The organism is Pseudooceanicola nanhaiensis (assembly GCF_020171315.1).
Lineage (GTDB): Bacteria > Pseudomonadota > Alphaproteobacteria > Rhodobacterales > Rhodobacteraceae > Pseudooceanicola > Pseudooceanicola nanhaiensis_A.
The window spans coordinates 862,600-875,628 of the sequence record NZ_JAIUZP010000001.1 but is presented as its reverse complement, the minus strand read 5'-3'; the positions used below and the strand labels follow the sequence as shown (position 1 = coordinate 875,628).

The 13,029-nt window shown below is 68.1% G+C and carries 11 protein-coding genes; 4 read left to right on the top strand and 7 right to left on the bottom strand.

Features of this window, described 5'->3' with window-relative positions:
* Positions 1-124: 124 nt before the first annotated feature.
* From LCM32_RS04090 to LCM32_RS04070, 5 genes are all read right to left on the bottom strand, one after another.
* Complete coding sequence (locus LCM32_RS04090; protein WP_224819769.1) at positions 125-913, bottom strand: ABC transporter ATP-binding protein; 789 nt, start codon at positions 911-913, stop codon at positions 125-127.
* Positions 914-915: 2 nt separating this feature from the next.
* Complete coding sequence (locus LCM32_RS04085; RefSeq protein WP_224819768.1) at positions 916-2,364, bottom strand: aldehyde dehydrogenase family protein; 1,449 nt, start codon at positions 2,362-2,364, stop codon at positions 916-918.
* A gap of 20 nt (positions 2,365-2,384) precedes the next feature.
* Positions 2,385-3,761, bottom strand: a complete 1,377-nt coding sequence (locus tag LCM32_RS04080) for an aminotransferase (protein ID WP_224819767.1) — start codon at positions 3,759-3,761, stop codon at positions 2,385-2,387.
* Between the two features lie 492 nt (positions 3,762-4,253).
* Positions 4,254-5,594 (bottom strand): 8-oxoguanine deaminase, encoded by a 1,341-nt coding sequence (locus LCM32_RS04075; protein ID WP_224819766.1) that lies wholly within the window; start codon positions 5,592-5,594, stop codon positions 4,254-4,256.
* Between the two features lie 200 nt (positions 5,595-5,794).
* The gene (locus LCM32_RS04070; protein WP_224819765.1) at positions 5,795-6,784 is read right to left on the bottom strand and encodes a helix-turn-helix domain-containing protein; all 990 of its coding nucleotides are present in this window, start codon (positions 6,782-6,784) and stop codon (positions 5,795-5,797) included.
* A 308-nt stretch (positions 6,785-7,092) separates the two neighbouring features.
* Here LCM32_RS04070 and LCM32_RS04065 point away from each other — a divergent pair, with 308 nt between their 5' ends.
* Entirely contained in the window at positions 7,093-7,494 is a 402-nt protein-coding gene (locus tag LCM32_RS04065) for a GFA family protein (protein ID WP_224819764.1), read from the top strand.
* Positions 7,495-7,581: 87 nt separating this feature from the next.
* On the opposite strand, the gene LCM32_RS04060 is transcribed toward LCM32_RS04065, so the two are convergent.
* Entirely contained in the window at positions 7,582-8,043 is a 462-nt protein-coding gene (locus tag LCM32_RS04060) for a GatB/YqeY domain-containing protein (RefSeq protein WP_224819763.1), read from the bottom strand.
* 311 nt (positions 8,044-8,354) lie between these two features.
* Here LCM32_RS04060 and carA point away from each other — a divergent pair, with 311 nt between their 5' ends.
* Positions 8,355-9,518: a glutamine-hydrolyzing carbamoyl-phosphate synthase small subunit gene (gene carA, locus LCM32_RS04055; RefSeq protein ID WP_224819762.1), complete on the top strand. Its 1,164-nt coding sequence runs from the start codon at positions 8,355-8,357 to the stop codon at positions 9,516-9,518.
* Positions 9,519-9,679: 161 nt separating this feature from the next.
* Positions 9,680-11,551 carry a glycosyltransferase family 2 protein gene (locus LCM32_RS04050; protein WP_224819761.1) on the top strand — a complete coding sequence of 624 codons (1,872 nt, stop codon included), beginning with the start codon at positions 9,680-9,682 and terminating at the stop codon, positions 11,549-11,551.
* A gap of 7 nt (positions 11,552-11,558) precedes the next feature.
* Here the strand turns inward: LCM32_RS04050 and LCM32_RS04045 are convergent, their stop codons facing one another.
* Positions 11,559-12,206: a GntR family transcriptional regulator gene (locus LCM32_RS04045; RefSeq protein ID WP_224819760.1), complete on the bottom strand. Its 648-nt coding sequence runs from the start codon at positions 12,204-12,206 to the stop codon at positions 11,559-11,561.
* Between the two features lie 110 nt (positions 12,207-12,316).
* On the opposite strand from LCM32_RS04045, the gene LCM32_RS04040 reads away from it, so the two are divergent.
* Positions 12,317-12,961, top strand: coding sequence for a pyrimidine 5'-nucleotidase (locus LCM32_RS04040; RefSeq protein WP_224819759.1), 645 nt, complete (start codon positions 12,317-12,319; stop codon positions 12,959-12,961).
* The last annotated feature ends 68 nt before the right edge of the window (positions 12,962-13,029 follow it).

Sequence of the window (13,029 nt, the reverse complement as noted above, 5' to 3'; positions counted from 1 at the left end):
CGGAGGGCGGGCGCGCCCCTTCGGTTTCGCAGGCGCGCAAGATCACATGTCGTGGCTCGTCCTATTGGCGTCGGGCACCCCAGAGGTGCGCCGGGGCACCATCCATTTCGTGCGGCGCGCGGCCTCAGCCCCCCGCAACCTCCGGATGCAGCTTGTGCATCAGCGCCTCGCAGAGCGCATGAAACTCCGGCGCGGCGAAAAGCTCCGGCCCGCGGGGCCGCGCGAAGGGCACCTTCACCACCTCCGCGATCCGGCCGGGCTTGGCGGCCATCACGACGATCTCGTCCGCGAGGAACACCGCCTCGTCGATCCCGTGGGTCACCAGCAGCGTCGTGGTCTGCTGTGCCGCCCAGATCCGCTGAAGCTCGATGTTCATCGTCCGCCGCAGGATCTGGTCGAGCGCGCCGAAGGGCTCGTCCAGCAGCAGGACCGAGGGTTGCGTCACCAGCGCCCGCGCAATCGCCACCCGCTGCCGCATCCCGCCCGAAAGCTGCGACGGCAGCGCCTCCTCGTAGCCTTCGAGGCCGACAAGGGCGATCATCTCGCGGATGCGGGCGTCCTCGGGCTTCACCTTACGGCCCAGCACCTGCAGCGGAAAGGCCACGTTGGCATAGACCGAGCGCCACGGCAGCAGGGCCGCATCCTGAAACGCGATGCCAAGCCCGCCCTCGGCACGGAAGGCCTCGGGCTGTTTGCCCCGGATGCGCAGACCGCCGCCCGCGTCGGGCGCCTCCAGCCCCGCGATCATCCGCAGCAGGGTGGACTTGCCGCAGCCCGAGGGCCCGATCAGCGCCACGAAGGAGCCGCGCGCGACCTTCAGGTTCACCGGCGCCACCGCCTGCAACGGACCCTTCGGCGTGGCAAAGGTCTTGCCCGCGTTCTCGATCACAAGGTCGATCGGCGCCTCGGACATGCTCAGCCCTCCGCCGGGCGCGCACCCAGCACGGCCTTCACTTCGAGGAAATCGCGCATCCCGAATTCGCCCAGTTCCCGCCCGTTGCCGGATTGCTTGTACCCGCCGAAGGGCGCGTTGAAATCGAAGGGCGGATTGTTGATGAAGATCCGCCCCGCCCGCAGCCGGTCAGCAAGCGCATTGGCCCGGCCGATGTCGCGGGAATAGATATAGCCCGCAAGGCCATAGTCGCTGTCGTTGGCGATCTCGACGGCCTCGTCCTCATCCGCATAGGTCAGGACCGAGAGCACGGGGCCGAAAATCTCCTGCCGGGCGATCTCCATGTCGTTGGTCACATCCGCAAAGATCGTGGGCCGGACATAGAAGCCGCGGTTCAGCCCCTCGGGCTTACCGAGGCCCCCCAGCACCAGCGTCGCACCCGCGTCGATCCCCTTGCCGATCATCGCCTGCACCCGGTCGAATTGCGCGACATTGCTGACCGGCCCCATGGTGGTCGTGTCCTCGGTCGGATCGCCGACGACAACATTGGCGGCCCCGGCCACCAGCCGCTCCAGCATCTCGGCCTTCATCGTCTCGGGCACCAGCATCCGGCTGGGGGCGATGCAGCTTTGCCCCGAGTTGATGAAGATCCGCGCCAGCCCATCCTTCACGGCCAGATCGAGGTCCGCATCCGCCAGCACGATATTGGCGGATTTGCCGCCCAGCTCCTGATGCACCCGCTTGACCGTGGGCGCCGCGTCGATGGCCACCTGCACGCCCGCCCGGGTCGAGCCGGTGAAGGAGACCATGTCGATGCCCGGATGTTTCGAGATCGCAGAGCCCACGTCCGGCCCGGTGCCGTTCACAAGGTTGAAGACCCCCGGCGGCACGCCCGCCTCCTCCAGCACCTCGGCCAGCAGCAACGCCGAGAGGGGCGAGATCTCGGAAGGCTTCAGCACCACGGTGCAGCCCGCCGCCAGTGCCGGGGCGAGCTTCGTCACGATCTGGTTCAGCGGCCAGTTCCACGGCGTGATCAGCCCGACGACGCCGATCGGCTCCAGCCGCAGGCGCGAGGTCTCGGCCATGCCCTGCCCTTCGGGGGCAAAGTCGAACCCGTCGAGGATATTCGCCGCCTCGCGGAAATAGACGATCGAGGAGCCGGTCTGCATCCACATGGAGAGATCGCGGGGCGAGCCCATCTCCATCGTGACGCGGGCGGCCAATTCCTCCTGCCGGGCCTCGAAGACATCGGCGATCCGGCGCAGCAGCATGGCGCGGCCCCGCTTGCAGGTGGCCGCGAAGGCCGGGAAGGCCCGCCGCGCGGCGGCGACGGCGCGATCCACGTCCTGCGGCGTGCCGGCGCCGATGCGGGCGACGACCTCCTCGGTGGCGGGGTTCACGACGGGGATGGACTGCGGGCCGGTGGGGGCGACCCACTGACCGTCGATATAGAAGAGAGCTTTGTCGGGCATTCGGGTCCGGTCTCGGAAGTTCAGATCACGCCGAAGGCCTTGGCCGTGGCATCCAGCGCCTCCCGTGCGATATCGAACACCTCGTCCAGCTGGGACTCGGTGATGATCAGGGGCGGCATGAGGCTCATCGTATCGCCATTGGCCCGGAAGGCCAGACCGCGTTTGCCCGCCTCCTCTGAGCAGAAGGCCCCGATCTTGGCCTCGTAGGGGTAGGCCTCGCGGGTGGTCTTGTCGCGGACGATCTCCAACCCGCCCATCAGGCCCACGTGGCGCACGTCCCCGATCAGCGGGTGATCGGCGAAACTCTCCATTTTCGCGGCGAAATAGGGCGCCAGCGTCTGACCCGCGCGGGTGACGATGCCCTCCGCCTCGAGGATGCGGATGTTTTCCAGCGCGGCGGCGCAGGAGGCCGGGTGGCCCGAGTAGGTGTAGCCATGCGCCCATTCGCCGCCCCGGTCGATCAGCACATCCGCGACCCGGTCCGACAGGACGCAGGCCGAGAGCGGCATGTAGCCCGAGGTGATCGCCTTGCCGAGCTGCATCAGGTCGGGCTGGATGCCGTAGTAGTCAGCGCCGAACCACTGGCCGGTACGGCCAAAGCCCATCACCACCTCGTCGAGGACGAGGAGCACGTCATACTTGCGGCAGATGCGCTGGATCTCGGGCCAATAGGTCATCGGCGGGCAGATCGCCCCGCCTGCGGATTGGGCCGGTTCCGCCACGAAGGCCGCGACGTTCTCGGGGCCGAGTTCGAGGATCTTCTCCTCCAGCCAGCTGGCAGCAAGGAGGCCGAAGTCCTCCTCCGTCATGTCCGGGCCGTTGCGATACTGGTAGGCCGTCCTGATGCGGTGCACCGAGGGCAGCGGGATATCCCCCCCGGCCCCGTGCATCGGCAGGATGCCCGTCAGCGAGGCCGCCATGTGGGTCGAGCCGTGGTAGGCCAGTTCGCGGGCGATCAGCAGGCGCTTGTCCGGCTGGCCCTTCAGGTCCCAGTAGCGGCGCACGGCGCGCACGGCGGTCTCGTTCGCCTCGGAGCCGGAGCACTGGAAGAAGACGTGGTTCAGATCGCCCGGCAGCATCTGCGAGAGTTTCTGCGCCAAGAGCACCGCCGCGGTGTGGGTCGTGTTGAAGAAGGACTGGCAGTAGGAGAGATCCTGCATCTCGGCCGCGACGGCCTGCACGATCTCGGTCCGGCCATAGCCGAGGTTCACGTTGCCGAGGCCGGAGAGCCCGTCGATCATCCGGTTGCCGTCGCTGTCCCAGACATGGATGCCCTCGGCGTGCATCGCCACGCGGGCGCCGGTCTGGCGCAGGGCGGCATGGTCGGTGGAGGGATGCAGGTAATGGGCGCGGTCGAGAACCTGCCATTCCTGCGTGTTGCGCTGCGGGCTGTTCATGGGGTCATCCGGGTTGCACCGCCCGGTAAGCGCCGGTGCTTCGGACGGATGCGGCAGTGTCCCATCGGCACCTGCGGGGGGCCAGATGGCGGGCTGGGACGGGACCGCGCCAAAACTTGTCCGCCCGTGCGGGGGATGCGTGGCGGGGTGGTCCGGGCTCTGAGCAACAGGGATATCCTGCAGTCCCGGGAGCGGCCACGCGCCCGTCCGCACTGCACCAGAGAGCCCATCAAAAGGACACCCTGCATCGCCACCGGCAGTCGCTGCCCTCCAACATCACCGCACCAGAGTGCCCACATCTCAGAGACGTCCCGCCCGGCCTCGGGCCGGGCAGCGCCGACCCGCCCCCCGTCGCCATTGGCGCTCGGACCAATGGCGCGCCAATGGCGACCGGCGCTTTCGCGCCACCCCGCGGGATGGCGCTGCCCTTCGCGTGTCTCACAGGCGTTGGCGCAGGCAGGTCAACTCACGCGGCGCTCCGTTCCCGCGCCCTCACACCGCCTCCAGAAACGCCCGCGCCGCCGCGCCATGCTCTTCGCGCAGCCGCATCAGGTCCACGCCCACCGGCTGGCCGTCCACGACCCGCCAGTCGCCGCCGACCATGACCCGGTCCGCCGTATGCGCCCCGCAGAGCACCAGCGCCGCCAGCGGATCGCCCGCCCCGGAGAAGCGCAACTCGTCCAGCGTGAAAAGCGCCAGATCCGCCTGATAGCCCACCGCGATCTTGCCGATATCCCCGCGGCCAAGGCAGTGTGCCGAGCCCTCGCTCGCCCAGCGCAGCACGTCGTGATGTGTCACCGCCGCCGCGCCATAGGTCAGCCGCCCCAGCAGCAGCGCCTGCCGCACCCCTTCCATCATGTTGGAATTGTCGTTGGAGGCAGAGCCATCCACGCCCAGACCCACCACGGCGCCCGCCGCCTCCAGATCCTTCGTCCGGCACTGCCCCGAGGCCAGCAGCATGTTGGAGGTCGGACAATGGCAGACCCCCATGCGATGCCGCCCGATCCGCCCGATCTCGCCCGCGTCGAAGTGGATGCCATGGGCCAGCCAGACCCGGTCCGACAGCCAGCCGACCTCTTCAAGGTAATCGAGCGGACGGCAGCCGAAATGGTGCAGGCAATAGTCATCCTCGTCATGGGTCTCGCCCAGATGGGTGTGCAGGCGGCAATCGTGTTTCTCGGCCAGCAGGGCCGTGTCCTTCATCAGCTGTTTGGTCACGTTGAAGGGCGCGCAGGGCGCCAGCGCCACCGTGGTCATCGCCCCGTGAGAGGTGTCGTGGTAGCGCCCCAGCACCCGCTCGCAGTCCGACAGCACCGTGTCATAGTCCTGCATCAGGCGTTCATCCGCGATGCCGCCCGACTTGGTCCCAAGGTTGATCGCCCCCCGCGTCAGCGCCACGCGCATCCCCAGCCTTGCCGCTTCCTCGGCCTCGATGTCCACGGCATCGGGCATGTCGGCGGCAAAGACAAAGAGGTGATCCGAGGCGGTGGTACAGCCCGACATCAGCAGCTCCGTCAGCGCCAGCCGCACCGCAAGGCGGAAGCGGTCCCGGTTCAGGTGCTGCCCCCAGAGCGGGTACAGCGCCTTGAGCCAAGGGAAGAGCTCCTTGTTGATCGCCTCCGGATGGGCGCGGGTCAGGGTCTGGAAGAAGTGGTGATGGGTGTTCACGAGACCCGGCAGGATTACGTGGCGCGAGGCGTCGAAGACCTCGTCCACGGGTGCGGAGGGTCCCTCGGCCCCGACCAGCTCGGCAATCCGCCCGTCCTCGACCACCAGCCCGCCCGGGGCGGCATCGGCCATCATGGCCAGCGGCGACTTGATCCAGAGGCGCATGGGGAACTCCGTTCTGTGGGGCGTGTCGTGACGGGCGGGCAAGGTCAGCCCAGGACCGCCGCGTTTTCAGGGGATTAGACAGCCCGCCCCGCGCCGCAGCCAGAGCCGGAACATGGCCGCGCCTGCGGGAAAGGTTGACCGTCAGCGGATGCCTGCGCCCCGCGGGCCAGCGCCCGCGTCAGGCCACGGCCCGCCGGCCCTCAGTGCAGCTGGCTCTTCCGGAAGTCGCGCGGGGAAATCCCGTAGCGCGCCCGGAACGCCCGGCTGAAATGCGAGAAATCCTTGAACCCCCGCTTCAGGGCGATGGTGGTGATCGGCAGCCCCTGCTGCAACGGATCGCAGAGATCGGCGCGGATACGGTCCAGCCGCTGCAGCTTGATCCATTGCGCCACCTGATGCGGCTCCCCCTCGAAGAGCTCGTAGAGCGAGCGGAGAGAGATCTGCTGCGCCTGCGCGATGGCGGCGGGGGTCAGCTCCGGATCGTCGAGCCGGGCGAGGACATGGGATTTCACCCGCCCCAGCTGCGCCTGCCGCCCGGCCGAGAGCGGCCCCCCCTCGCCCAGCCCCGAGAGCGCGGTGGCCAGCAGGTCGATCACATGGGCCTCGATCCGCCCGGCAAAGGCCTGTGCCTGACTGTCCTGCCCCAGATCGCAGAGCGTGGTGGCAAAGTCATAGAGGAAGCGGCCCGGCAGCGTATCTGCCGGGATCGGTCGCGCGATCAGCAGGTCGATCCCCGGTACCCGGTCGCGCAGGGCCTGCCGCGGCACCTTGAGCGAGAGCTGCCGGTAATGCCCCTCGAAGAGCATCCGGTAGGGTTGCCGGCTGTCGTAGAGCAGCATGGTGCGCGGCTGCGCGACCACATCCCGCCCGCCCTGCGCGAAGGCGGTGGAGCCCTCGACCTGAAGGTTCACCTCGTACCAGTCGTCCCCGCTGGCGATCTGCTCCTCGGTGCGGGAGACCTCGATATCGGTGGAGACGATATCCGCCAGCGTGACACGCCCGAACTCCTGCCACGAGATCCGGCCATAGAAGCCCTCGCCACTGGCGCGCCGGACCTGCGTGGGCGGGAACAGCGTGCTGGTGGCGTGGCGCCAGAACTCCAGCCGCTCACCGGGCGCGATGCCATCGGTGCGCAGCAGGTTCCAGCCACGGGCCGGGATGTCCCCGGCGGCGATCAGGGCCTCGGTCATGCAAATCTCCTGTCCGGCCCGGGAGAAGGGCCGGCACTGGTGTCAGTCGTGAGTGGTGCAGACCGCGAATGCCCCCGTAATGCGGGGGTGCCGCGATGCGATCCGGCGCCAGACGTTTTCGTCCCTTGCAGCCGCTCTTGCCCCCTCAGCGTAGGAACCCGGCTTTGCGGGTGTCAAGAAAGCCGCCCCGTGGTTTCGATCCCGCCGCCGCGTCACGCTGAAAATTTGACCTGTGGTTCGCGCCCGCCCCGCGCCGCCCTTGCCCCCCGTGACGGTCCCGCTATCCTCGGCCCGGACAGGAGACCCCGATGACCGAAATCCACGGCAGCTGCCATTGCGGACAGGTCCGCTTCCGCCTCGCCCGCGCGCCCCGCGAGGCCCGCACCTGCAATTGTTCGCTCTGCAGCAGGCGCAACGCGATCATGGCCACGGTCCCGCTGGAGGAGCTGACGCTCGACACCCCGTGGGAGGCATTGAGCGAGTACCGCTGGAACACCGGCGTGGCGCGGCATTTCTTCTGCCCCACCTGCGGCATCTATACGTTCCATCAGCGCCGGTCGGATCCCACGCAGTACGGCGTGAATGCCACCTGTCTGGAAGATTTCGACATCTCCACGCTGGAGATCAGCCATGGTACCGCCGGGCCCGAGATGTCGGTGACCGAAGAGGCGCATCGGCAGGGCCGCAGCGGGCCCGTGGTCTCCGACTGATCCGAACCTAAAACCGCCCCCAGAAACGGAAAAAGGACGCCCGAAGGCGTCCCTTGTCATACCTTTGAGGCTGTGCTCCCGCAGGTCTCAGGCGGTCAGGCGCCCTTTTATCTGCGGCCCGACCGAACCGAAGTCGATCTGGCCGGTGTATTTGGACTTCAGCACGCCCATCACCTTGCCCATGTCGCGGATCGAAGAGGCAGACGTGTCCTTGATCGCGCATTCGATCGCCTTCGCGACTTCCTCGTCGCTCAGCTGGCGCGGCAGGAATTCCTCGATCACAACGATCTCCGAGCGTTCCTGCTCGGCGAGGTCGATGCGACCGCCTTCCTCGTAGACCCGGGCGCTTTCCTGACGCTGGCGGGACATCTTGCCGAGAATGGCAAGCACCTCCGCGTCGCCGACGCCGTCTTCGTTACCCTCGCCGCGGGCCTCGATGTCCTTGTCCTTGATGGCAGCGTTGATCAGTCTCAGAGTGGAGAGCCTGTCCGCTGCCCGATCGCGCATAGCCTGTTTCAGGGCCGAATTGACCCGTTCACGCAGTTCCATACATCCCATCCCCATGGCAAATTCGGAAGCCCCACCCTACGCGAAAGGCAAGGCTCCGGCAACCATATGCGGCGGCGCAGCGCAGGTCACGGCGCGTCGCTTCCCGAAGAACGCCCGTCCAATTGGTCAAAAAACGCCAGCAAAACTTGGGTTATCAGGCACTTGCCCTCGCAGGCCGCGTGCAATCGCGCGCCTCTACACGCCGCGATGCAGCGGGGTCAAGATCCGGCGCCGCCTCCCCTTGACCCTTCCGGCGGTGTTGCATAGTTTCGCGCCAATTTGCCGCCCCTCACCATCCCCGGAGAATCTCCATGCCCCATACTTATGGAAAGAAGCCGACTGCCTGCCTCGCACTGGCGGACGGGACCATCTTTTACGGCAAGGGCTTCGGCGCGACCGGCGAGACCCAGGCCGAGCTCTGCTTCAACACTGCCATGACCGGCTACCAGGAGATCATGACCGATCCCTCCTATGCCGGCCAGATCGTGACCTTCACCTTCCCGCATGTCGGCAACGTCGGCGTCAACGCCGAGGATGACGAAACCGCCGATCCGGTGGCTGCGGGCATGGTGGTGAAATGGGACCCGACCGAACCGTCGAACTGGCGCGCCACCGAACGCCTGAGCGACTGGCTCGCCAGCCGCGGCCGCATTGCTATCGGTTCGATCGACACCCGTCGTCTGACCCGCGCCATCCGCCAGCAGGGCGCGCCCCATGCCGCCCTCGCCCATGATCCCGAAGGCAACTTCGACATTGCCGGCCTCGTGGCCCGCGCCCGGGGCTTTGCCGGCCTCGAAGGCATGGACCTCGCCAAGGAAGTGACCTGCGCCCAGTCCTACCGCTGGGACGAAACCCGCTGGGCCTGGCCCGAGGGCTTCGGCAAGCAGGAGGCCCCGCGCCACAAGGTCGTCGCCATCGACTACGGTGCCAAGCGCAACATCCTGCGCTGCCTCGCCTCCGCGGGCTGCGACGTGACCGTCCTGCCCGCCACCGCGACCGCCGAGGACGTGCTGGCGCACAACCCCGACGGGCTCTTCCTGTCGAACGGCCCCGGTGACCCTGCCGCGACCGGCGTCTACGCCGTGCCGATGATCCAGGACGTGATGGCCAAGACCCAGATCCCCGTCTTCGGCATCTGCCTCGGCCACCAGATGCTGGCCCTCGCGCTTGGCGCCAAGACGGTCAAGATGAACCACGGCCACCACGGGGCGAACCACCCGGTGAAGGACCTCGAAACCGGCAAGGTCGAGATCACCTCGATGAACCACGGGTTCGCGGTCGACAGCCAGACCCTGCCCGAGGGCCTGAAAGAGACCCACGTCTCGCTCTTCGACGGGTCCAACTGCGGGATCCGCATGACCGACCGGCCGGTCTTCTCGGTGCAGTACCACCCCGAGGCCAGCCCGGGCCCGCAGGACAGCTTCTACCTCTTCGAGCGGTTCGCCGCCTCGATGGACGAGGCCAAGGTCAGCTGATCCCGCCACATGGCAATGAGAGACACCCCCGGTTTCCGGGGGTGTTTTCGTTTAGGCGTCCCGTATCCGGCGCGGGGCGGTTAACACATTGTTAACCATCCGTTTTCAATGAATTAACCTTCTGCCCGTCAAATCCCCGGAGTTCGCGCCGGAGGATGCGCATGACGCCGTCGGAGGTTTCCGTCTTTCCATCCGCCGCCCCGCCCCGGGGCGCGCGCAGCCTTGGCCGCCAGTTGGTGGAGGACGGCGAGTTGCCAGCCTCGGCGGTCATCGCCCTGCGGCACAAGCTGGCGTGGCAGGATACGGACCTGCAGACGCTGCTGCTGACGGATGGCCCCCTGTCCGAAGACCGGCTCCTCACCCTTACGGCGCGCAGCCATGACCTGCCGCTCTGGGAGCCGCAGGGCGGACGCCCCGTCTCCCTGCCGGAACTGCCACCCGCCCTCTGCCTGCGGCACGCGGTGCTGCCCTTTCTGGAAACCGGCGGGCGCCTCGTCCTCGTCACCCCCGACCCCGAGCGTCTGTCGCATCCCGATCTGCCGCCCCTCTGCCGCGCGCTGCCTCTGCGCATCGGTGGCCGGACGGCGATCCGCGACACGCTCGCCCGCCAGCACCGCGCCACGCTCGCCCGCGCCATGTCCCATTGCACGCCCGATGCCCTGTCCTGCCGCCGCTGGCAGGGCGGCACAGTCGGGCGCAGCCTCTTCGCCCTCGGCCTGCCGATGGGCGCGCTCTGGCTGGCCCTGCTCCGCCCCGGGGCGCTCTTCGCCGCGCTCTGCCTCTGGGCGCTGCTCACGCTTGCCCTCGCCATGGGGCTGCGCGTGCTGGCCCTCGGCGCACGGCTGCTGCCGCCTGCACCCCGCGCCCTGCCCCCGCCGCAGCATCCGCTCGCCTGCCCCGGCCACACACCGAAACTGCCGCGGATCGCCATCCTCGTTCCGCTCTTCCGCGAGGCTTCCATCGCCGAGACCCTCCTTGTCCGGCTGCAACGGCTCGACTATCCGCGCGGGCTGCTGGAAGTCGTCCTCGTACTGGAGGAAGACGACAGCCTCACCCGGCAGGTGGTGGCCGACACCGCCCTGCCGCCTTGGTTCCGCACCGTGGTCGTCCCGCGCGGCAGGCCCCAGACCAAGCCGCGGGCCATGAACTACGCGCTCGACTTCTGCGAGGGCGACATCATCGGCATCTACGACGCCGAGGACGCCCCGGAAGCGGACCAGTTGCTGAAGGTCGCGCGCCACTTCCGCGACGCCGCGCCAGAGGTCGCCTGCCTTCAGGGCGCGCTCGACTACTACAACCCCCGCCAGACCTGGATCGCCCGCTGTTTCACGGTGGAATATGCGACATGGTTCCGGGTCGTGCTGCCGGGGTTCGCCCGCCTCGGCCTCGGCCTGCCGCTGGGGGGCACGACGCTCTTCATCCGCCGCCCGGTGCTGGAGGAGGTCGGCCGCTGGGACGCCCACAACGTGACCGAGGACGCGGACCTCGGCTACCGGCTCTACCGCCGCGGCTACCGGACCGAGATCCTCGACAGCACCACCCGGGAAGAGGCGAACTGCTTCCCCCTGCCCTGGATCAAGCAGCGCTCCCGCTGGCTCAAGGGCTACATGGTGACCTACCTCGTGCACATGCGCCGCCCGGACCGGCTCCTGCGGGACCTCGGGCCATGGCGGTTCCTCGGCTTCAACGCCCATTTCCTCAGCGCGCTGTCGCAGTTCCTGCTCGCCCCGGTGTTCTGGTCGATGTGGCTGATCCCCTTCGGCCTGCCTCACCCGCTGCTGGAGATGACATCGCCCGCGCTGTTCCACGCCCTCGCCACGGCCTTCTTCGCAACGGAATGCTTCAACATCGTGCTCGGGATCATCGCGGTTTCGGGCCGCGACCACAGGCATCTGATCCCCTGGGTGCCGGGGATGATGCTCTATTTTCCGCTGGGATGCATCGCCGCGCACAAGGCGCTTTTCGAGCTGGTCGCCTGCCCGTTCTACTGGGACAAGACCCAGCACGGGCATTCCGCGCCCGATACCGGCTGAGACGGCATCAGTTCCCGGTCGTGCCGATCTCGCCGCTGTCGATCTTCAGCCGGGTGATGAAGGCCTTGGAGATGTGATCGCGCAGCGCGGCGGAGGCCTTGGCCTCGTCCCGCTCCGCGATTGCCTGCACAATGGCCTCATGCTCCGCCAGCGCCGTGGCATCGCGCCCCTCGGCGGCCAGAGACGTCGTCGCCAGCAGGGCCATCGTGCGGTGCACGAGGTCGAGCTGCTGCACGAGGTAGCGGTTGTGGGAGGCGAGATGCAGCTGCTTGTGGAACCGCTTGTTCGCCCGCGACAGCGCCTTGGGATCGCCGATCAGGCTGCGATCGTCCTGCACCATGTCGAAGAGCACGCGGATTTCCTCGGGCGTGGCGTGGCGCGCGGCCAGACCGGCGGCCAGCCCTTCCAGCTCGGCCCGCACGGCGTAAAGCTCGGCCAGCTGCGAATGATCCAGCGAGGCCACGATCAGCGAGCGCCCGTCGCGGGTCAGCAGAGACTGGGTCTCAAGCCGTTGCAACGCCTCGCGGATCGGCGTGCGCGACACGCCGAAACGCTCCGCCAGCTCGCTTTCCACCAGCCGATCGCCCGGGCGGTAAAGCCCGACGTCGATCGCCTCGAGGATGAGCGTATAGGCATCCTTCTGAGCCGGCTTCATCGGGCGTTTCTCTCTGATCGTTCCGTCCATCGGGGCACGTTAGTGCGCGACCGCGTCAGGAGCAAGGCGGCAGCTTGTCCAGCCCCGCGCCCGGGCGTATGGTCCTCGCCATGGCAAAAGATGCATTCACCCACGTCACGACCTGGGTTTTCGACCTCGACAACACGCTCTATCCCCCCGCTGCCCGGCTCTTTGACCAGATCTCGGCGCGGATGACGCAATACGTGATGGACGCGCTGAACGTCGACGCAGCGGAGGCCGACCGCCTGCGCAAGCTCTACTGGCGCGAACATGGCACCACGCTGGCCGGGCTGATGCGCCTGCATGACGTGGACCCCGGGCCCTACCTGACCCATGTGCACGAGATCGACATGAGCCACCTCGAGGTGGACGTGCAGCTGGCCGAGGGCATCCGCGCCCTGCCCGGCCGCAAGATCGTCTACACCAACGGCTGCGCCCCCTATGCCGAACGGGTCATCGAGGCCCGCGGGCTGAGCGGGCTCTTCGACGCGGTCTATGGCGTGGAGCACGCCGATTTCCTGCCCAAGCCCGAGGCCGGCGCCTTTGCCAAGGTCTTTGCCCTCGACGGGGTCCAGACCGAGACGGCGGCGATGTTCGAAGACGACCCCCGCAACCTCGCCGTGCCGCACGGGCTGGGGATGCGCACCGTCTATGTCGCAGAGGAGCCGATGGAGGCGGAGCATATCCACTTCCACACCGATGACCTCGCGGGGTTCCTGCACCGGCTGACCTGAGCGGGCCGCGCCCGGGATCGGAGCCCCATCCCCCGGCTATAGCAGCCGGTCACAGCAGCCTGCGACGT